This window comes from Xenococcus sp. PCC 7305, assembly GCF_000332055.1.
Classification (GTDB): Bacteria; Cyanobacteriota; Cyanobacteriia; order Cyanobacteriales; family Xenococcaceae; genus Xenococcus.
Genome location: NZ_ALVZ01000213.1, coordinates 14189 through 36342, shown reverse-complemented (window position 1 = coordinate 36342; position 22154 = coordinate 14189). Strand labels below are relative to the sequence as shown.

Sequence of the window (22154 nt, the reverse complement as noted above, 5' to 3'; positions counted from 1 at the left end):
ATCTAAATATCACTTTGACCGCATGGGCCTCCAGAATGAAGACAACAAACCCCGCAAGACAACATTTGATGCTGAGATAGTAATTATTTAGGTGACGCGCCCTGAAGGACTTGAACCCTCGACATCCGGTTTTGGAGACCGACGTTCTACCAACTGAACTAAGGACGCATTAGCAGACTTTTTAAGCTCTGTTAAACCTTATCATACCGCATCTTTGTAATCTTTTTTCGCAACCAAGCAAAATGCTTAATTGCTCATTTTAGAGGGGCCTGTCAAAACGTTGCTTGATGCGGGTTGCCTTACCTACGCGATCGCGTAAATAGTACAATTTCGCACGACGCACCCGGCCACGACGCTCAACTTTAATGTAAGAAACCAAGGGGGAATTAAGGAGAAATACTCTCTCCACGCCTACACCTTGGAAGGTTTTTCTCACGGTAATAGTTTCGTTGATTCCTCCATTGCGCATAGCAATGACAGTACCTTTATAGGGTTGAACCCTTTCTTTGGCCCCTTCTTTGATTTTGACCCCAACTTCTACGCTGTCCCCAACGTAAATTTCGGGTAAATCTGACTTGAGGTATTCAGCCTCTATAGAACGAATAATCGCTTCAGCATTCATAGCTTTGTTAAAAACTCACGATTTATCATCATAACTTTTTTTGTAGCGGTTGCAAATATAATTCTTGGAGCTTTGTCTCCCTTTAGCTGAGAGCTTTTGATAAAATGGGCGGGTTCAAATAACCTTATAGGAACCAAGAACTATTTATACTCCTCCTTTAGCTCGACTAATAGAACAATTACAATTGTTGCCTGGAGTCGGGCCCAAAACTGCCCAGAGGCTGGCTCTCTATCTCATTAAGCGTTCGGATAAAGAAGTAGAAGATTTGGCTCAGGCAATACTTAACGCCAAAAAACAAGTTGGATTATGCAGAGTATGTTTTCACCTTTCAGCTGAGCCGGTATGTTCGATTTGTAGTAATCCCCATCGCGATCGCAACATAATATGTATCGTCTCAGATTCTCGTGACGTCATTGCCCTCGAAAAAACTCGGGAATATCGCGGTTTATACCATGTACTAGGGGGAACAATCTCTCCCATGGCGGGAATTGGCCCGGAACAACTCCATATTGAAAGTTTGGTTCGACGAGTCACTAAAGAAAAAGTTGCGGAGATTATTATCGCTATTTCCCCCAGTGTTGAAGGAGAAACCACTACACTATATATTGGTCAATTGCTCAAACCCTTTACTAAGGTCACTCGGATTGCTTTTGGTTTACCCATGGGAGGAGATTTGGAATATGCCGATGAGGTTACTTTGGCCCGAGCACTAGAAGGCAGAAGAGAATTAGAGTAGACCAAACAAGCCATGACCTACAAAGAACGGCAAGTTAATAGTGTTTCAACTCATGGACAATCCACTCTTGCGTGATGCCATCCGAGCTTTACCTGCGGCTGCCCAATTTTGTAAAAATTGAATTTGTTCTTGGGCAGTTTTGGCTAAGGGTACAGTTTGACTGGCGGCCTCTAAAATGTCGTCTGTGGTAAAATCCCGGTTTTGACTGAAGCCAATATGCATTGCTTCAATGAGGGTTTGTTCAATTTCTGCTCCTGAAAATTCGGGGGTTTCGTAAGCTAATCTTTTGAAGTCGTAATTCTTGAGGTTGTGGGGGCGTAATTTGCCTAAATGCACTTGGAAAATGGCTTCTCTTTCTTCTTGAGATGGTAAACCAACAAAAAATATTTCATCAAATCTGCCTTTGCGCAACATTTCTGGTGGGAGAGTCTGAATGTTATTGGCTGTAGCAACGACAAACACTGGTGATTGTTTTTCTGCTAACCAAGTAATGAAAGTTCCAAAAACTCGACTAGTTGTTCCAGAGTCGCCCTGAGCACTTCCCCCAGCAAAGGCTTTATCAATTTCATCAATCCATAAAATACAAGGTGCTAAGGCTTCTGCTAAGTTGATCATTTGTCTAGTGCGGGATTCGGATTCTCCGACTAGCCCGGCAAATAAGCGCCCGACATCTAGTCGCAACAGAGGTAAATGCCAGTTATGAGCGATCGCTTTGGCGGTGAGAGATTTCCCTGTGCCTTGAATTCCTGCTAACAGTAGACCACGGGGATTGGGCAAACCATAGGCTCTTGCCTGTTCACTAAAGGAGCCACCTCTTCTAACTAACCAATCTTTGAGATTATCTAATCCGCCAATATCGGAAATTTGCTCGGTTGCAGGGTAAAAATCGAGAATTTGAGTTTGTCGAATCGATTGCCGTTTCTCTTCGAGGATTAATTCCACATCTTCTGGTTTCAAGGTTCCGTGGGCTGCGATCGCCTTGGTCAAAACTCTTCTAATTCTCTCTAAAGATAAACCTTGAGCTCCACGAACCAATTCATTGAGCAATTTTGTATTCTGAATCCCAGCTGTTGCCGAGATTAATCGCGTAATTTCTTTTTTTATCTGAGCTGCCGTCGGTAAGGGAAAATCTAAGACCGTCAAGACTTCACTTAGTTCGGCAGGAATGTCTATTTGTGAAGAAATAATAATAATATTTTTGGATTGGGACTTGAGATCACGAGCTAAATTACGCAATTTACGAGAAACCGAAATATCCTCGAAAAAACGAGTGAAATCACGAAGAATAAAGACTCCTTCTGTTTTTGGAGGTAACTTTTCAATGAATTCTAAAGCCTGCAGGGGATTACGTTTGCCGAACCCTTGATTATTTGGGTTATCACCATAACCTTCGACAAAATCCCAAATATAAACATTGCGATTTCCCAAGGGACGAACAATTTCTGCGATCGCGTTTTCCAATCTTTCTTCTTCAGTTGTCGCTATATAAATCAACGGATAGCAGGCACGCAAGAGCAAAGCTAATTCTTCACTAAAGTTCATTCGTAATATTTTCTCTACTAGTACTCAAAGATTGATTTTATCTGATGTTCTATTGCCAAAATAGGATTCTTAATCGCTATACTGGACGGGTCTAATCCCCAATTTGAGTTAACTTTCCTAGTTTATGAAAGTTCCCACCGAACAACATATTTTAACTGTTTCGATTTTGCGAGTGGTTGGTTATGGACTACTAATGATGGCGGTAGTCGATTTTGTTAACCTCTTGATTCCTTTGGAATTGATGAACCCCGATTGGGAGTTTCAACTAGTGGGATCAATCATTGAGAGAATTCCCGTAACCTTTTTGGGGATTGTGTTTGTTTTTTATGAGGATACCAATTATCGCACTCCCATAGAAAAATTTCTCTTAAAAATAGTTTCTTGGTCATGTTTAGCTCTCGCCATTTTACTAATATTCACGATCCCTCTCAACATTAATAATGCTTTTCGGATCTATCGCACTTTTAATGCCAAAGTAAATTATCAACTCGTCCCTAGATTAGAAGTCATTAAAGATTTTCAAAATCAGATAGAATCTGCCAATTCCCCAGAAAGCATTACTAATATACTTCAAAAACAATCCTCGACAAGAATAGAATTGACTGATTCTCTAGATATTAATGATTTAAAAAATAATATTACGGCAAATCTTAACCAAGAATCCGATGCTTTGAGAAATAAAGCCCAAGATAGTCGTAGCAGAAAACGATATCAGATCTTTAGAAATGTTGTTAAATATAATTTGGGGGCATTAATTTCGATTTTTCTCTTGCTATTTATTTGGAAAAATACTTTCTGGGCCAGAACCGATTATTCTTGGGAGGAATAAATAATATCAAGCATTTTTGACTTCCTCATAGTTGATCTTCCCCTAGATTTAGCAGAGAATGATTCTGGAAAATGCTGAGAGGTTTTACAATTACGAATGATAGTTAAGCGGTTGGTTTTAGGTTTTTTGACGCTACTAGCGATCGCTAGAGTCTTTTTATCCCTAACAGTAAGTTTTTCAGAGCCTCAAATTCAAGGAAGGCTAGAGCTATACCAAACTAATTTGGTGCTTTATGCCTCTCAGCTCAAATTAGAGCCAGAGAATGAAGATTTAAATAAGGTAATTTCTTCGGCCTTGGGTGAAGAGCCCAACGTTGCGGCATTAGAAAAATATCAGGAAAATCGTCAAACGGCTGCGATCGCCAAGGAAAATCTGCAAACACAATTAGATCAACTAACGCAAATCATCGCGGTTGATAACCAATCAGATGTTTCTTTGGTAGAAACCCCCACCACTACAACTAATGTTTCGCCTCAAGCCCAACAATTACAAAAGCAAATTGCCGGAATCAAGACATTTATTGATGAGATCGATTTAAAACAAGGAATTCTGCTAGCAAAGGAAGGTAAAATAACCGAAGCTCTAGCTACTTGGGAGCAATTAATTACCAGTATTGATGAGCCTGATGATGAATATTCTCAAACAGCCATTGTCCTCACTAATCTTTGGCAAGAATCTTCTCAAGTCATACCCCATAGTCAAGATACTATTGAATACAACTTGGATAGTTGGTTTCGTGATCAATCCTTAGAGAAACTCTACCAAGTATCTAATGAAGAGGATAAATTGGCTCTGTTGCAAGAACAGGAACAGCTAGCTGCAACCAATGCTTTGTTTAAATTGGCTCTAATTAGTGGGATTCCTGTTTTGGGAGGATTCAGCGGTATTGTTTTATTGATTTTTCTGCTGGTTCAGTTATTTGTGAAGCAAGAAAATTCTATCTTGGCAACTAATAGTAATAAAACCTGGAATACGCCTTGGAATTGGGAAATTACTTGGCAAGTGTTAATCGTGGGATTCTTCTTTGTTGGTCAATTTGTGCTGCCTTTGTTCTTGGGAATTGTCGGTATTAATGTTGCTGGTGCCGGTTTAAGAACCAAGGCTTTATATGTTTTGTGTACTTATATTCTCATGGCGATCGGGGGCATTGGAGTTTTATATTATTCGATAAAATCCTATTTTCCTTTACCGAATGATTGGTTCAAAGTTAAGTTATTCGACAATTGGATTTTTTGGGGATTTGGCGGTTATTTATTGGCAGTTCCCGCGGTACTTTTTGTCTCTTTAATCAACCAACAAATCTGGCAAGGTCAAGGAGGCAGTAATCCTTTATTGTCTTTGGCCTTACAAGCTCAGGATCGGGTTGCTTTGCTGATATTTTTTGTGACGGCGTCGATCGCCGCCCCTGTGTTTGAGGAGATTATGTTCCGAGGGTTTCTCTTGCCCTCTTTGACTCGTTATCTCTCAGTCTCTACAGCAATTGTGATTAGTGGTTTTATCTTCGCGATCGCGCATCTCAGTTTATCGGAAGTCTTGCCTCTGACAACTTTGGGCATTATTTTGGGGGCAGTTTATACGCGATCGCGCAACATCTTGGCTCCGATGTTACTCCACAGTCTTTGGAATAGTGGTACTCTTTTGAGTCTGTTTATCTTAGGAAGCCCGATCTAAAAGGGATGAGGGATAAGGGATGAAGGATGAGGAGGTAGGGAAATAGGGCGCGCGCACTGCAAAGACCTAATGCCCCAAGTCCCCAAGTCCCAATCATTATTCAGCACCAGTCGAAGCAAGTTCTTGAGATTGTGCTAATTTCTCTTTATCCTGACGGCGTTTCTTCGCATAAAGCTGAATACTCGCAGCCATCGCAACTACTAAAGCAAAGATTACCCAAGTTGTGATATCCAAAGGGAGACTATTCTTGAACACCGCAAGTAAAACAATGATCACAAGTAAAACCGTTGGGGCTTCATTAAGAGCTCTAAATTGTTGACCTGTCCAGTTACATTCATCTTTTGCCAACTGATTCATAATTCTTTGGCAGAAAAAATGATAGCCAATCAAAATTGCCACCATGGTTAATTTGATGTGCAGCCAACCAGCTTTCATAATTCCTGGTTCAGTAGAAATCAAACCAATAGCACAGGCAACGGTGACAATCATCCCCGGAGTGGTAATAATCCCGTAGAGCCTTTTCTCCATCAATTCATATTGTTTTTTTAAAATGCTTTGAGCCGGTTCTGGCTCCAATTTCGCTTCTGCATGATATACAAAAAGACGCACCAGATAAAACAATCCTGCAAACCAAACAACCACTCCAATCAAGTGAAATGCTTTAAACCAATAATAAGCCATGAATAAATCAGTATGTCAATTTTCCAAAATATCTCTTGTTCTCTTCAGAAAAGTTTATAGTTTTATGGCACTGTAAAACCCAAGATGCAACAAAATTTAGGATTGTTCAACCTTGTGCAACTTACAATTCACTGTAAAATCACGAGTTATTTTAGACTTGACAAATCTCGAAAATATGTAATACAACTGGCGGGTGTCTAGTAAGGTTATAGCTCCTCAATCATGCCATTACGTTTTCTGGGAAAGACTTTTTCCCTTGCTTTTGTATTCCTGCTCCTCCCACAATTTGTTCCCGCAATTTCCTCTTCTCTTCTCTGCTCTTATTATCTCAAAGCTGCGGAACTTCATTCCTTTGGCAAAACCGGGGACGATTCACCCTCGGGACAAAAAGGACAAGATGGACGTGATAGCGATTCTCTAACAGTTTTTGCTGACGGTTCACCAATGACTTTAGATTTGTCTGGAGAAAATGGTCTTCCTGGAGAAGATGGTCTTCAAGGTGGGGAATCTCTTTGTGAAGAACAACCAGCAGATGCTACCAAAAATCTTCAAGCTTCCAACGGTGGCAACGGTGGTGATGGTGGTGATGGGGGAACAGGCGGAAATGGCGGTTCTCTGACAATTTACACGACAGACAAAAGCTATCTTCAACAAATATATGCGATCGCTGTTGGCGGAGAAGGTGGTGCTGGTGGAGAAGGTGGTATTGGTGGCGAAGGTTGCCAATGTTCTGTACCCTACTGGAACAAACAGACTTGCACTGGCAAACCTGGCAGCTCCAAATATAATTGCACCACTGAAGAGTTCCAATGCATTGATGGAATTTCTGGCAGAACTGGTAGAACTGGCAGAACTGGCAGAGAGGGCAGGCTAGGAACGCTAACTGTGATCAATCATGATAAATCCCTATCGCCAGATCAACCGCAAAAAACGATTAGTCTTAACGAGCTTAAAGATCGAGGTTTTACCCTTTCCCAAAACCATTGGGAAACTCGTAACGGGGCTACTGACTTGCTGGCTCCTGGATCAATCATTGCCGATCAATATCAAGAACTAGTCAAACGGCAAGAGCATACGGTCTTGTTAGTTTGGGATGCAGCTCAACCAGTGAGCGACTTTGCTAATCAAAGAGTTACTCTTGCCTTAGCAGGGGAAGATGATGTCTCAATCACTTTTTCTGAAGACTTATGGATCGAGACTAATGAGTTGAAACGCGATCAAATTACCGAAGTATTTGTCTTTAATGCCATTCTAGAAAAAGACGCTAGACAACTCAAAAGTGAAGGATTTTCTGGGGTAAGAGATAATTTGACCTTGGAATTAGTCGATAGGGCTAATAGATCAGATATTATCAACACTAGTTTTTCCCTAAAATATCGTGTGAGTAAGTCCACTGATGATGCTCGGTTCCGTCGAGTTACTGACTATAGAACCAAATACGAAGGGGAAATTCCTGCCAGCGCTATTGTTCAGGATCGCGATCGCTTTTCTCTGAACTTGGGCCAATTACCAATTCCCGCTCAAGATCTCGAAGCTGGGACCGCCGTTGAATTACAGTTAACCGCAAACCGCTCTTTTGGCGGAAACTCTACTGTCCAAAAAATTACAGTTCGAGATATTTTGCAGAGATAATTATTTTGATTGGTATAGGTTTTTCGTTTTCTGGAAATTACTCATACTGGGTGAAATACGACAATAAAACATTTGAAATACAGAGAAACTTATATTCTCTGACTTTTTTCCGTTATGTGCGATCTCACAGTGCTAGGTTTTGCCTGATTACCTTTAGTCCAAAAGTAAACTTATGATAACATCGTAAAATTTTCAACCAAAAAAGATAATTTTAAGACACAATAAAGGTAGGTAGATAAGCAGCCATTGTGTTTAATCTTCAATCTCTAAATCCAATGAACTCCCCACCTCATTAACCCAGTGATTGTTGTTAAGCATAAGGCCAATAAATGGCAGCTTAACTGAGATAATTGGATTTTTTATCACTTCTACCATTAACACTTTATATTGTAAAAAAGCGCGGATTCAGTTTAGTATTGCCAAGGGTGAATAGATAATTGGAAATCAGAAAAAACATGATTCAGATACTTTGTAATCTGGTCTTGCTTTGATTTGAACTATGACTTAGGCTGTCCTAGCGCAATCCGCCAGGAGGCTATAATGGCTATTTTTTCTCTGACGAATAATAATTTTGGTGACTCTGGTGCCGAAATATCTGGTAATAATGTAGTCTGGTCTGGTTATGACGGTAACGATAATGAAATTTATCTGTATAACTACCATAATGGTTCGGTTGTTCAACTAACAGATAATGATACCTATGACTCCAGCCCTCAAATATCAGGAAATAATGTGGTTTGGTCTGGTTATGACGGGAATGATAATGAAATTTATCTTTTTGATGGTAGTAATATCGTTCAACTAACAGATAATGATACCAATGACTCCAATCCACTAATATCAGGCAACAATGTGGCTTGGATTAACTATCTTGACTATGGCAGATATGGCCCCAGTGAATCAGAGATTTATCTTTATGATGGTAATAACACTATTCAACTAACTGATACTGATAGTTATCAGTCGAGTCTTCAAATCTCAGGTAACAATGTGGTTTGGTCTGGCTTTGATGGAAAAGACTCGGAAATTTATCTCTATGACGGGAACAACGTCACAAAACTAACTACCAATGCCACTAGTGACTATAGCCCGCAAGTCTCAGGGGATAATGTGGTTTGGACTAGTTATGATGGTAATGATAATGAAATTTATCTTTATGATGGCAGTCAGACTATTCAACTAACAGATAATACTACCAGTGACTCTGGTCCTCTAATTTCTGGTGATAATGTAGTTTGGACGAGTTATGATGGTAATGATAATGAAATTTATCTTTATGATGGTAGCCAAACTATTCAACTAACAGATAATACTACCTACGATTCGCTTTCTGAGATCTCAGGGAATAATGTAGTTTGGGCTAGTGGTTATGGTGATGATCGAGAAATTTATCTCTATGATGGCAATCAGACTATTCAGTTAACCAATAATGATACTGGTGACTATAATCCTCAGATTTCAGGTGACAATGTAGTTTGGTCTGGTTATGACGGCAACGATTCGGAAATTTATCTTAATTTCGAACCTTTTTTGATTCCTGGTGAAATCCAAGGTCGTAAATGGCATGATCTTAACGGCAACGGCCAGCAAGATCCTGGGGAGCCTGGGCTAGAAGGCTGGACTATCTATCTTGACCAAAACCAAAATTCTCAGCTTGATGGGGATGAAATCTCTACTACCACTGATGTGAATGGTTTTTATTCTTTTACTAATCTCAGATTTGGTACTTACACAGTCGCTGAAATTGTCGATTCAAAATGGCAACAGACTAATCCTTTGGTCATTGAATACCAATGGACTGACAGCAGCCAACTCAATGGGCCTAGTTTCGATTGGGTAGATATTTCTGCTGTGGGGACTGAAGTGCATTTGGGCGACGACGATGGTGTCGATGTCACTTTGCCCTTCGATTTTGCTTTTTATGGGGAATCACAAAATAATGTAAAAATTTCATCCAATGGATATCTCACATTCGGTGATGACGGAGCCAATTACTATAACAATTCGATTCCTAACTCTTATGGTCTGAATAACTTTATCGCAACCTTTTGGGATGATTTAAATCCTGGTGCTGGTGGTTCAATCTACTATTACAATGATGTTGCCGAAAATCGCTTCATTGTTCAATATCAAGACGTTCCTCGTTATGAAGAGGTCGGTTCTTTGACTTTTCAAACTATTCTGAATGCTGATGGCAGCATCGTATTTCAATATGACGAGCTTAATGCAATTCTTGACAATGCCACTATTGGATTAGAAAATGCTGCGGGAACTAGTGGCGTGGAAATCGCCTATAACGAGAACTATGTAAATAATGGCTTAGCTATTAACTTTGTTCCTGTCCAGAACCCTTTCAGTTACGAAGCCCATGAGGTAGTAGTTGGGACTGGCGAAATTGCAGGAGATGTTGATTTTGGTAATCGTTTAAGGGGAATTCGAGTCGAAGCGGAAGATTACACCGATTATTTCGATACAACTTCTGGTAACTCTGGTGGAGTCTATCGTGATGACGATGTAGACATTGAAGTAACTACTGATATTGGTGGTGGCTATAATGTGGGTTGGATCAATCAAGGCGATTGGTTGAGTTATGACCTTAATGTCCCTGAAAATAGTTCCTATCAACTTGTCGCCCGTGTGGCATCTGACCTTGATCGAGATCATAGTTTGGATATCACTCTGGACGGGCAAACTCATACCGTAAACTTTAATAATACTGGTGGCTGGCAGTCTTGGAATGACGTCATCATTGGCAATTTTGACGTGCAGGCTGGTAGTCAGGAACTACGTCTCGATATGGGTAGTTCAGGTTTTAATCTCAACTATATTGACTTACTGCCTTCAACAGCAATTCGAGTTGAAGCCGAGGACTACACCAACTATTCTGATCTTACTACTGGCAATAGTGGCGGCGTTTACCGTGATGATGATGTCGATATTGAAGTTACCACTGATGTTGGCGGTGGCTTTAATGTGGGTTGGATCGATGAAGGAGAATGGTTAGTTTATGATGTCGATATTCCCCAAGGCGGTCTTTATGCGCTGGTGGCTCGTGTGGCATCAGACGTAGATGTGAATCATAGCCTAGATATTTCTCTCGATGGAGAAACTACTAGCTTAGGTTTCAGTGGCACTGGTGGCTGGCAATCTTGGGAAGATGTGACAAATGGAGGTCTTAATCTAGCAGCAGGTAGTTACGAAATGAGATTGGATATGGGCTCTAGTCTTTTTAATATCAACTACATTGACGTTGTACCCTATGTTGGTGATCTTTAGAAGATCACTTGGTATCTGATTTTAAGATATTTTTGGTTTCCTTTTATACTTGTCCTGCCCAAAAACAGTAAAATGGTCACAAATACTAAAACTCGAAATCGTAGCAACTTATGAGCAAAGGAACTTTATTTGATAAGGTTTGGGATTTACATACTGTCGGGACATTACCTTCTGGTCAAACCCAGTTATTTATCGGCTTACATCTCATTCATGAGGTTACAAGCCCTCAAGCCTTTGCCATGCTGCGAGAAAGAGGATTAAAAGTATTGTATCCCGATCGCACTGTGGCAACGGTAGATCACATTGTGCCCACAGAAGATCAAGCTCGCCCTTTTGCTGATGTTTTAGCAGAAGAGATGATGCAAGCTTTGGAAGCAAATACCAAAGATTACGGAATTCGTTTTTACAATGTCGGTTCGGGCCATCAGGGAATTGTCCATGTGATTGCACCAGAACAGGGTTTGACTCAACCAGGAATGACTGTCGCTTGCGGAGATTCTCATACTTCCACTCATGGAGCCTTCGGCGCGATCGCCTTTGGTATTGGGACCTCGCAAGTCAGAGATGTCTTAGCTTCTCAAACCTTGGCCTTGTCCAAGCTAAAAGTGCGCAAGATAGAGGTAAATGGTCAACTAGCTCCAGGAGTTTATGCCAAAGATGTGGTGCTCCATATTATTCGGACCTTAGGCGTCAAAGGTGGTGTGGGTTTTGCCTATGAATTCTCTGGGTCTACCTTTGAGCAGATGAGCATGGAAGAGCGCATGACTGTCTGTAATATGGCGATCGAAGGTGGGGCACGTTGTGGTTATGTTAATCCTGATCAAGTTACCTTTGATTATTTGAAGGGCCGCGATTTTGCGCCTCAAGATGCAGATTGGGACAAGGCTGTGGCCTGGTGGACCAGCATTCGCAGTGATGATGATGCGGAATACGATGATGTGGTGACTTTTGAGGCAGCAGATATCGAGCCGACAATTACTTGGGGGATTACTCCAGGTCAGGGTATTGGTATTAGCGAGGATATTCCCGTTGCCGAAAATTTAGCTAACAGCGATCGCGCTTTGGCAGAAGAAGCTTATAAATATATGCAGCTTACCCCAGGACATCCCATCAAAGGAACCAAGGTTGATGTTTGCTTTATTGGCAGTTGCACCAACGGTAGATTGAGTGATTTGCAAGAAGCTGCCAAATTTGCCCAAGGTCATCATGTCAGCGCTGGCATTAAAGCTTTTGTGGTTCCTGGCTCGGAGCAAGTCAAGGTCGCAGCGGAAGCTGAAGGTTTGGATAAAATCTTTACTGAAGCTGGGTTTGAATGGCGCGAACCTGGATGTTCGATGTGTTTGGCAATGAATCCTGATAAGTTACAGGGAGATCAAATTAGTGCGTCTTCTTCCAATCGTAATTTTAAAGGTCGTCAAGGTTCTTCGACTGGCAGAACTTTATTAATGAGCCCTGCAATGGTGGTTGCCGCAGCTGTTAAAGGTGAAGTTGCCGACGTCAGAGAGCTTATTTAATGCTTTCTAGCTCTTTGTCACCTCGTGAGAGTGATTAATTAAATAGATAATTATTAAATTCACGATATAATGAGGGACTGTGCATTCAAATTATTGATACAAATAAAATTTATGGCCAAGAAGAGTATGGTCGAGCGGGAAAAAAAGCGCGCTCGTCTTGTAGAAAAATATGCAGCTAAAAGAGCAGAATTAAAAGAGCAGTTTCGTACCGCAACTAGTGCTGCTGAAAAATTAGACCTTCATCGTCAGATCCAAAGATTGCCTCGTAATAGTGCGCCTAGTCGGAAGCGTAATCGTTGTCTGGTCACCGGAAGACCTAGAGCCTATTACCGTGATTTTGGTCTATCTCGCAATGTTTTGCGCGAATGGGCTCATGAAGGATTATTACCTGGAGTAGTTAAGTCCAGTTGGTAGTTAAATAAAGTATTTGCAATTAGAGATGCTGAATTCTAAAACAACTTGTTTTGGTCTTCGGCTATTTTTTTGCGATTTATTCTTTTAATTAAAACACAAAAATTAATTTAGTACGCCCAGGATACATCAGGCTGACATCATTGTTATAGAATGATAATCTAACCGTCTTGAACTTTAATTAGGTTTCATACGTTATGAATAAACTAGTATTTCCGCTTCTCGCGATCGCGTTTTTTGCGAATCCCTTACTGGCAAATGCCGCAGAAAGAGAAGAGCCCTATGGTGGCAAATGTCTTTATATTAATGAGGAAAACGAAGAGCAATCATTCCAAAACTGTAAAGTTAATGTTCACCAAGGAAATATCATCATAAACTTTGACAAGGAACAATATCAGGGTGAGAATCAAAACATCGTAGCCAAAAGCGTTGCCGAAATCGCCTCGGGAGCCTATGCGACAAAACTACTTTCTGATTCTGGGAGTCTTGTGAGTGGTATCTTGCTAGGCCCGATTAATCTTGTTGGCAAAATATTTAAGCCAGACCGCGATTATCAGCAATATATTCTGCAATATGCTGGTAATGGGGGAGCGAAAACAGCTACAATTTTGAATATTAATCGTTCAGATGCCCCGGAATTTCAGCAAGAACTATCATTACTTACAGGCAAATTAATTACCTTTCGAGAAGGTCAAACTAGAACTACAGTTGATATCGGCCCTGATATTGACGATGTCAAGCATATTAAATAAATAGACATTAAAGTTAATAAATAACGAAAGAAGCTCCAGTATAAGCTATCAAGGTATGTTGAGAAATATTTAAGAAAAAATCAATATGGTTGAACCTATAGTTGAACTCAGAGGAGTTTCTAAGTCTTTCGGCCCCAAAAAAGTTTTGGATAATGTAGACCTCAAAATTTATCCGGGGGATGCTCTTGGTGTTATTGGCCCTTCCGGTTGCGGTAAATCGACGGTTTTGCGAGTGATTGCTGGGTTGTTGAAGCCTGATTCTGGAGATGTATATATAAATGGCAAAAAAAGAGAAAGTACCGTTGAAGAAGGTGCGGACTCTTTGGGGGTGGGCATGGTCTTTCAGCAATCTGCTTTATTTGACTCTCTAACCGTGGATGAAAATGTCGGGTTTGCTCTCTATCGCTACTCCAAACTCCCGCCTAAAAAAATTCGAGAACTGGTTAATCAGAAATTGGAAATAGTAGGACTTCCTGGTACTGGGGATCTCTATCCTGCGGAACTATCAGGAGGGATGAGGAAAAAAGCGAGTTTAGCTCGTGCCATTCTTACCGATCCTAGTAATTCTGATAATGATCTTTGTATGATTCTCTATGACGAACCGACCGCTGGCCTTGACCCGATCGCCTCAACTAGAATTGAAAACCTCATTCACGATTTGCTCTTCGACCAGGGGGTATGCCAGGCCTATGCGATAGTTACCCACCAAGCTAGCACCATCCAGCTCACGACAGAACGAATTATCTTTTCTTACCAAGGTAAGATTCAATGGGATGGCAAGAGAGATGAAGCCTATTGTTCTACCCATCCTCTCCTAAAACAATTCTTCAGCGGTAGTATCGAGGGGCCGATCCCTTAAACTTAATTGCGGAAGCTAAGCCATAAGTAATGAGTAATAAGTAATAAGTAATAAGTAATAAGTAAAAAATGACAAATTCTAGCGACAACCGAATGTCACCGTCGATGCGGCAAAGTATCATCGGGTTGATGCTTCTGGCTTCTCTAGGCTTATTGGGTCTACTAATCCTCTGGTTGAAGAATTTTAGTTTTGGGAATAGTAGTTACCAGGCGACAATTGTATTTCCCAATTCAGGAGGAATGACAACTGGCACGAGGGTCGCTTATCGCGGAGTTAAAATTGGTCAGGTTACTACCGTTGAGCCCACCCCAGAAGGAGTAGATATCGGAGTCGACCTCGATGTTAATCGTCTTATTCCGAGTAATGCCAGAATTGAAGCTACTCAAGCAGGACTAGTGGGCGAAACTTCAATTGATATTACACCACTCCAATCCTTACCCCCCAAGGAAAAAATTGCCACACCTTTAGATCCCAATTGTGATCACTCAATCATTATTTGCGATGGTTCGGTTTTGCAGGGACAAGGTAAATTGGACGTGAATACTTTGATTCGTTCCCTAGTAAGAATTTCTAATATATTGGGCGACCCTTCCACAACTACGGTATTTAGATCAGTTATTCAGAACGCAACTAATTCTCTAGGTGATATTTCCGAGTTATTAGAATCTGCCAATGAAAATGGTGGTTTTGATAATCTGAATGCAACTTTGTTATCGTTAAATCAGGCAGCTGATGAGGTCACAATCTTACTCCAAGAAGTTAGAGAAACAGAAAGTGTTGACAATATAAATTCTACTTTGGCATCTATTGGCGGCGCAGCCGAAGACATTAGAGTTTTTCTGGTGACAAATGATGCTAATTTAGCCACCACTCTAGCAAGTATTACTCAAACTAGTGACGAATTAAGATTAACTTTAGGTAGTATGACTCCGCTGATTCAGAAAGTTGAACAAGGCGCAATCATAGATAATTTTGAGCTATTATCTGCCAATGCGGTGGAGTTGACAGCTAACCTACGAGATCTTGCGGCAAATCTCGATGATCCACAAAACATCTTGCTCTTAGAACAAACCCTTAATTCTGCTCGCTCGGCTTTTGAGAATATTCAGAAAATCACTTCTGATGTTGATGAGCTGACCGGAAATCCCCAATTTCGCCAAGATATGGAGAGACTAATTCGAGGGTTAAGTAATTTGACTTCTTCAACCCAAATGCTCCAACAACAAGTGGAGTATGACAACACTTTGAAAAGCATCGCCTCGGAAATGGCAAAGATTAAATAAGTATCCTTTTAAACTTATGAATTTATGAGTTTCCTGACCGTTTCTACGAAAATTTCAACTCTGTTTGCGATCGCCATGGCCTTGGTTTTGAGCGGCTGTAATTCCTCTCGAAATACTGCTCCAGCCTCCAAAATAGAAGATCCTGTGATTGTTCAACCTGAAGCTCCCAGCCCCTGGGAAGAACTTCAACTATTACGCAACCTAGAAACCGATCCCACTTCCATTGTTTCACTGGCAATTAGTCCTGATAACAAAACTGTTGCGGCTAGTAGCTTTAGTGGGGAAGTTAAGATCTGGAATCTTAATTCTGGTGAATTACTCCTGAACGCCAATATTAATACAGAAATCAGATCAATTCGCTTTAGCCCCGATGGTCAAACTATTGCTTCAGGAGATGCCAATCGCGATGTCAAGCTCTGGGATTTTAAGCAGCGCCAGCTACTGCGAACATTTGACGGTCACCAATCCGTGGTTGAATCCTTAGATTTTAGTCCTGATGGCCAGACCCTCGTTAGTGGCAGCTGGGATCAGACTGTTAGGCTATGGAACATCGCAACAGGTGAGTTACTCCAGACCTTGACGGGCAACGAAGACGTTGTAACTTCTGTCGCCTTTAGTCCCGATGGCAAATTTGTTGTTAATGGTGCTTTCGACGGCAGCATCAAATTGTGGGATTTAAGTTTATCAGGCCCTCCCCGAGCTTTTGCTGGTCACTTTGACCCCGTTCAAGAAGTTCTATTTTCCCCCGATGGCAAGCTAGTTGCCAGTTGCAGTACCGACAGCAATATCAAATTATGGGAATTATCTAGTGGGCGGGTTATCCATGCTTTGATTGGTCACGGGGATATTGTCACAGATATTGCCTTTAGTGGGGATGGCAAAATCCTAGCTAGTACAAGTCAAGATCAAACTGTCAAAATATGGAATGTAGCCGAGGGAGAATTGATCAATAGTCTGTCAGGAAATATTGTTGAGGTCATAGCGATCGCATCGAATAATCAGTTTTTGGTTACCGGCGATCAAGATGGTCAAGTCCAAGTATGGCAAGCGGGTAAAGAGTTTTAGATAAGCTAAATATCTGAATTTAAAGCAGGTTAAAGTTCAAAGAGAGTTTTAATTCGTTGACGAATCCAGATGAGCGGATTTGGTTCAGCTGCTATTTCATTAGTGAGCAACCCTAAACTACGTAATGATTCCTGACGCTGAGATAATTCCTCGCAAATTCTATCGGCTAATCCCTGATGTTTTACTAAGAGATTTTGCAAGTTATATCGATCCACAACAAACAAGATAGTCTCCTCCAAGCTACGAATGCTAGCTGTGCGAGGAATCCCCATCAGCAAAGACATTTCCCCAAAAAATTCTCCTGCTGAACGGGTGACAATATATTTGCCAGTTTGTTCTGAGAAAACTTCGACTGAACCAGAGAGAATGATATAAAAGGCATCTCCTGGATCATTTTCTCGACAGATCATCTCTCCAGGGGGAAATACTTGTCGATATCCCTCCTCGATCAACTGCCGAAGTTGCACCGTACTACATTTTTCAAAATAGCTAACCTGTCGCAATAAATCACGTAAAGTCCAATTATTAAAAGGCTTCGAAATCGGTTTTTTTCTTGTGGGTAATGAGCTACTTTGGATGGGAACTTTGTCCTTTGTAATTTCAGTTGAGATATTTTGTTGCCAGAGCCCAGCTAAAGCTTCGGGATTTTGGATATGCAAATCTCTTTGAGGAAAGGGGATTTGAATCGAGCGATAACGTAATTCCGCTTCAATCAAAAAATTCAAAGAACTAATGATGAGAAACTGCTCCCGAGGATTGTTAATCCAGACTAGAAGTTTAAACTCTAAAGCATTATCGCCAAACCCAGTAAATAATACTTTGGGGGAAGGATAGGATAGGACCTGGGGTTCTTTTCTCGCAGCCGCTAAAAGAGCTTCTGTGACCAAAACAGTATCGCTACCATAGGCAATGGTGATAGGTATATTGATACCTGATCGCGAATCTTGATAGCTCCAGTTAACAATCTCATTTTCAATGAAACGAAAATTCGGGACAATGATAAAAACGCCAGTAAGATTACGGATCACAGTTGAGCGAATAGAAATTTTTTCCACTGTGCCCAAGATGTCCCCAACTTCAACTAAGTCTCCTACTTTAATCGGCTGTTCAAATAATAATGTGATGCCACTGATAAAATTACTAACGAGATTTTTGAAGGCAAAACCGACACCGATTCCGATCGCTCCAGCAATCACAGTGAGAGAACTCAGATCAAACCCGACTTTTTGCAGGACAATTAAAAATCCGAAGATCGCCAGAATATAGCCAGTGACAGATGAGATAGCTTCCCGGCTACCGCGATCGAATCCAAAGCGTACCAAAAGCCAACGCTTAACCCATTCTTTAATGACCCGGACAATGAGCCAGGCAATCAGAGTGAAAAAAATGATTTCAATCAGCAAAAAGATTGTAATTTTTTGACCGCCCAAAAGAAATATATCAGCTGTAAATATTTCAGATAAGGCTTTGAATAAACTTTGTGCCTGTTTTACAATCCAGTCCATTAGGTGTTTAGTATTGATCAGATAATCACTTTAAAATTAATAGTACCTAATAACTATTGATGATTTAAGCGAAGCAGACCTCCGTTTGAAAATTAAATTATGAGCGATCGCCAAAAATCCCAGAAAAACAATCCTCCCAAGGTAAGCAAACAAGCGCAAGATTTAGAGCAACTGCAAACTAGAATTCAGGAATTAGAAGCCAAAAATCGAGAATTACAACAAGAATTTGACAAACGCAAACAAGCGGAGGTCGCGCTACGCCAAAGTGAGGAGAAATTTCGCAACTTAGTGGTCAATATTCCTGGGGCTGTTTATCGTTGTGCCTGTGATGAACATTGGACTATGGAGTTGCTCAGTGATGTAATCTTGGAAATCACAGGATATCCGGCCTCAGACTTTATCAATAATCAAGTGCGATCGCTGACTAGTATTATTCATCCTGAAGATCAAGAATTAGTTGCACAAATGGTCGATGATGCGATCGCAACCAAACAATCCTATCTGATTGAGTACAGAATGATTCATCTCGATGGTAGTATTCGTTGGGTCTATGAAAAGGGCCAGGGGATTTTTGATGCTGAAGGTCAACTCCTCTGGCTCAATGGAGCGATTTTTGATATCAGTGAACGAAAAAAAGCGGAAGAAGCACTCAAACAAGAACAAAACTTAATGCGCTCTTTAATTGACAATATCCCTGACTTTATATTTTATAAGGACGCCAAGGGTATTTATCAAGCTTGTAATAGCGCGATGGAAAAGTTGGTGGGACGTCACAAAGCAGACATTATCGGTGTTAGCGACTATGAGCTATTTCCCCAGGAACTAGCAGATTTCTTTAGAAAGCAAGACCATTTAATGATGAACCTAGGTAAGTTGCGACGCAATGAAGAATGGGTTGAATATGCCAATGGAGAACGCCGACTCCTCGATACACTCAAAACTCCTCTATTTAATGCCGAAGGCGACATAATGGGTATCATTGGGATTAGCCATGACATTACAGAGCAAAAAAGACAAGCAGAGACTCTTCAGAAAAAAGCTCAAAAAGATAATTTACTCCGTAGTATTTCCCAAAAATTTCTCAACCAAGATATTGATTCTGCGATCAATTTTGCACTACAAGCATTGGGCGAGTTTAGCAATAGCGATCGCATTTATGTAATTCGCTTCTCCAAATGTCAGAAATTATTATGGATGACCCACGAATGGAACCATGATGGCATTAGATCCATAACCGAAGAGTTTCAGGAATTGCCGATCGAGAATTTTCCCTGGTTCTCTCAGCAACTTTTGGGAGGTAAATATGTTCATCTTGATTCCCTTGATGATCTGCCAACAGAAGCGACAGTTGAAAAGTTGCAATTGGAATCTGATGGCACCCAGTCTATGCTAATCGTTCCGATGATCAATGTAGATAAAGCAATTGGCTATCTCGGGCTCGATGTCCTGCGCTCAACTAAAGTCTGGACAGAAGACGATATTAATCTGGTTAAATTAATTGGTGAGTTCATTGCAATCGCCCAAGCTCAACAACAAGCAGAGTTGGCCAGACAAGAATCCCAAGCTCGATTAGCTGGCATCTTAGATAATGCCAACGAAGCAATTATCTCAGTAGACGAAAAACAGCGAATTACCCTTTTCAATCATGGTGCCGAACAAACCTTTGGTTATACTGCCTCAGAAATTATCGATCAGCCCTTTGAGTTGCTTTTGCCCACTCGCTTTGCGGTGAACCATCATCAGCATATGATCGATTTTGCTCAAACTGCCGAAAAAGCTAGGAAAATGGGGGGAAGAAGTCCCGTGTTTGGTCGTCGGAAAGATGGCAGTGAATTTATGGCAGAAGTTTCCATTTCTCAACTCAATTTGGGGAGCAAGAAAATATTTACGGCAGTGGTTCGCGATATCACCGCACGCAAAGCCGCAGAAGCTGCATTATGTCGGGGAAATGCATTACTAAAAGCACAACAAGAAGCTGCTCTAGATGGCATTCTTGTCGTCGATGAGAATCGCAAAATAGCATCTTATAATCAGCGCTTTTGTGAATTATGGCAAATTCCGGAGCAGCTAATTGAGACAAGCAGCGATCTAGAATTACTGGATTTACTATTATCACAACTCAAAGAAGCGCAAGATTTTTCCGCCAAAGTAGAATATTTATCTCAAAATTCCCGGGAAATTAGCCGCGATGAAATTCTGCTGAAAGATGGACGCATTTTTGATCTTTATTCAGCTCCAGTAGAATCTGGTGAAGGAATTTACTATGGAAAAATTTGGTTTTTCCGGGATATCAGCGATCGCAAAAAAGCAGAGTCGGAACTATATAGGGCAAAAGATGCTGCCGAAACTGCCAACCGCGCCAAAAGCGAATTCCTCGCTAGTATGAGCCATGAACTACGCACACCGCTCAATGCAATTCTCGGTTTTACCCAAGTGATGAACCGAGATTACTCGCTAAGTAGGGAACAAAAACAGAATTTAGGCATTATTAGTCGCAGTGGCGAACATTTGTTGGAACTGATCAATGACATTCTAGAAATGTCAAAAATCGAAGCAGGGAGAACTACTATCAATGAGAATAGTTTTGATATTTATTGCTTACTAGATAGTTTGGAAGAAATGTTGCGGTTGAAAGCTGATGCCAAAGGTTTACAGCTCATAGTTGAGCGAACCCCAGATGTTCCCCAATATGTGAAAACTGACGAGGGCAAATTGCGTCAGGTTTTAATTAATCTAGTGGGTAATGCAATCAAATTCACCTCCGAAGGTGGTGTGATTTTGCGAGGGAAAACAATCGATAATCAACATTTACTCTTTGAAATTGAAGATACAGGCCCGGGAATTGCCGCTGATGAGATTGATAAATTATTTGAAGCTTTTGGTCAAACTGAGACAGGTCGCAAATCCCAGCAAGGAACGGGCTTAGGTTTACCAATTAGCCAAAAATTCGTGGAGCTTATGGGCGGAAATATCAGAGTTAGCAGTATTCTGGGCCAGGGAACAATGTTTGCCTTTGATTTTGAAGTAAGCGCAGCTGATGAGAGTGAGGTTAAAACAACGAATACAATTCGCAAGGTGATCGGTTTAGCTCCTGACCAGCCGGAATATCGTATCCTAGCAGTTGATGATCGCTTGGAAAGCAGGCTCTTGTTAGTTAAACTATTAACTCATCTTGGTTTTGCGGTCAGAGAAGCTGCTAATGGACAAGAAGCGATCGCGCAATGGGAAAGTTGGTCGCCACACCTCATCTGGATGGATATGCGGATGCCAGTTATGGATGGTTATGAAGCTACTAACCATATTAAATCAACTCTTAAGGGCCAGGCAACGGTAGTCATTGCCCTAACAGCTAGTGCCTTTGAAGAGGAGCGGACTGTTGTCTTGTCAGCTGGTTGTGACGACTTTATGCGCAAACCTTTTCGCGAAGAAGTGCTTTATGAAAAAATGGCAGAACATTTGGGTGTTCGCTATATCTATGACTCGGAAGGATTAGAAGTAAGTCAAGAGTCAAGAGTCAAAAGTCAAAAGTCAAGAGTCAAGAGCCAAGAGTCAAAAGTTGGAGCAGATAAGCCTTTAACAGTTTACCTTTCTCAAATGAGCGCTCAATGGAGAGAAGAGTTGCATCAAGCTGCTGTTGAATGTAGTGATGACTTGATTTTGGAGCTGAGTGAACAAATTCCCGAGGAGAATGCAACTCTCGCGATCGCGCTTCAAGAATTAGCAAATAACTTTCTTTTCGAGCAAATTCTAGAGCTCATAGCTAAAGATTAATACCT

16 protein-coding genes and 1 tRNA gene are annotated in these 22154 nt (G+C 41.1%); 12 read left to right on the top strand and 5 right to left on the bottom strand.

Annotated elements, in window-relative coordinates:
- Window positions 1-95: 95 nt before the first annotated feature.
- Both XEN7305_RS18245 and rplS read right to left on the bottom strand, forming a co-directional pair.
- Window positions 96-168, bottom strand: a tRNA-Trp gene (locus tag XEN7305_RS18245).
- A 91-nt stretch (window positions 169-259) separates the two neighbouring features.
- The gene (gene rplS / locus XEN7305_RS18240; protein WP_006510967.1) at window positions 260-622 is read right to left on the bottom strand and encodes a 50S ribosomal protein L19; all 363 of its coding nucleotides are present in this window, start codon (window positions 620-622) and stop codon (window positions 260-262) included.
- Between the two features lie 142 nt (window positions 623-764).
- Here rplS and recR point away from each other — a divergent pair, with 142 nt between their 5' ends.
- Entirely contained in the window at window positions 765-1358 is a 594-nt protein-coding gene (gene recR, locus XEN7305_RS18235) for a recombination mediator RecR (RefSeq protein WP_040898517.1), read from the top strand.
- Window positions 1359-1403: 45 nt separating this feature from the next.
- Here the strand turns inward: recR and XEN7305_RS18230 are convergent, their stop codons facing one another.
- The gene (locus XEN7305_RS18230; RefSeq protein WP_006510965.1) at window positions 1404-2900 is read right to left on the bottom strand and encodes an AAA family ATPase; all 1497 of its coding nucleotides are present in this window, start codon (window positions 2898-2900) and stop codon (window positions 1404-1406) included.
- A gap of 124 nt (window positions 2901-3024) precedes the next feature.
- Here XEN7305_RS18230 and XEN7305_RS18225 point away from each other — a divergent pair, with 124 nt between their 5' ends.
- Together XEN7305_RS18225 and XEN7305_RS18220 are read left to right on the top strand one after the other, a co-directional pair.
- Window positions 3025-3729: an HpsJ family protein gene (locus tag XEN7305_RS18225; RefSeq protein ID WP_006510964.1), complete on the top strand. Its 705-nt coding sequence runs from the start codon at window positions 3025-3027 to the stop codon at window positions 3727-3729.
- Between the two features lie 96 nt (window positions 3730-3825).
- Window positions 3826-5400, top strand: coding sequence for a type II CAAX prenyl endopeptidase Rce1 family protein (locus XEN7305_RS18220; RefSeq protein ID WP_006510963.1), 1575 nt, complete (start codon window positions 3826-3828; stop codon window positions 5398-5400).
- Window positions 5401-5496: 96 nt separating this feature from the next.
- Here the strand turns inward: XEN7305_RS18220 and hemJ are convergent, their stop codons facing one another.
- Window positions 5497-6081 (bottom strand): protoporphyrinogen oxidase HemJ, encoded by a 585-nt coding sequence (gene hemJ, locus XEN7305_RS18215; RefSeq protein ID WP_006510962.1) that lies wholly within the window; start codon window positions 6079-6081, stop codon window positions 5497-5499.
- Window positions 6082-6303: 222 nt separating this feature from the next.
- Here hemJ and XEN7305_RS30140 point away from each other — a divergent pair, with 222 nt between their 5' ends.
- The 8 genes from XEN7305_RS30140 (at window position 6304) to XEN7305_RS18175 (ending at window position 16873) form a co-directional block, all read left to right on the top strand.
- Window positions 6304-7713, top strand: a complete 1410-nt coding sequence (locus XEN7305_RS30140; RefSeq protein ID WP_006510961.1) for a hypothetical protein — start codon at window positions 6304-6306, stop codon at window positions 7711-7713.
- Window positions 7714-8253: 540 nt separating this feature from the next.
- Entirely contained in the window at window positions 8254-10989 is a 2736-nt protein-coding gene (locus XEN7305_RS26890; RefSeq protein WP_006510960.1) for a carbohydrate-binding protein, read from the top strand.
- Window positions 10990-11099: 110 nt separating this feature from the next.
- The gene (gene leuC, locus XEN7305_RS18200; protein ID WP_006510959.1) at window positions 11100-12503 is read left to right on the top strand and encodes a 3-isopropylmalate dehydratase large subunit; all 1404 of its coding nucleotides are present in this window, start codon (window positions 11100-11102) and stop codon (window positions 12501-12503) included.
- Window positions 12504-12614: 111 nt separating this feature from the next.
- Window positions 12615-12917, top strand: coding sequence for a 30S ribosomal protein S14 (gene rpsN / locus XEN7305_RS18195; RefSeq protein WP_040898515.1), 303 nt, complete (start codon window positions 12615-12617; stop codon window positions 12915-12917).
- A 194-nt stretch (window positions 12918-13111) separates the two neighbouring features.
- Complete coding sequence (locus tag XEN7305_RS18190; RefSeq protein WP_006510957.1) at window positions 13112-13666, top strand: hypothetical protein; 555 nt, start codon at window positions 13112-13114, stop codon at window positions 13664-13666.
- An 85-nt stretch (window positions 13667-13751) separates the two neighbouring features.
- A complete protein-coding gene (locus XEN7305_RS18185; protein ID WP_006510956.1) occupies window positions 13752-14525 on the top strand; it encodes an ABC transporter ATP-binding protein in 774 nt (257 codons plus the stop codon).
- A 68-nt stretch (window positions 14526-14593) separates the two neighbouring features.
- Window positions 14594-15808: an MlaD family protein gene (locus XEN7305_RS18180; RefSeq protein WP_006510955.1), complete on the top strand. Its 1215-nt coding sequence runs from the start codon at window positions 14594-14596 to the stop codon at window positions 15806-15808.
- 24 nt (window positions 15809-15832) lie between these two features.
- Entirely contained in the window at window positions 15833-16873 is a 1041-nt protein-coding gene (locus tag XEN7305_RS18175) for a WD40 repeat domain-containing protein (protein ID WP_006510954.1), read from the top strand.
- Between the two features lie 29 nt (window positions 16874-16902).
- Here the strand turns inward: XEN7305_RS18175 and XEN7305_RS18170 are convergent, their stop codons facing one another.
- Entirely contained in the window at window positions 16903-18378 is a 1476-nt protein-coding gene (locus XEN7305_RS18170) for a mechanosensitive ion channel domain-containing protein (protein ID WP_006510953.1), read from the bottom strand.
- Window positions 18379-18477: 99 nt separating this feature from the next.
- Between XEN7305_RS18170 and XEN7305_RS26885 the strand changes: the two genes are divergently transcribed.
- Window positions 18478-22149 (top strand): PAS domain S-box protein, encoded by a 3672-nt coding sequence (locus XEN7305_RS26885; RefSeq protein ID WP_006510952.1) that lies wholly within the window; start codon window positions 18478-18480, stop codon window positions 22147-22149.
- The last annotated feature ends 5 nt before the right edge of the window (window positions 22150-22154 follow it).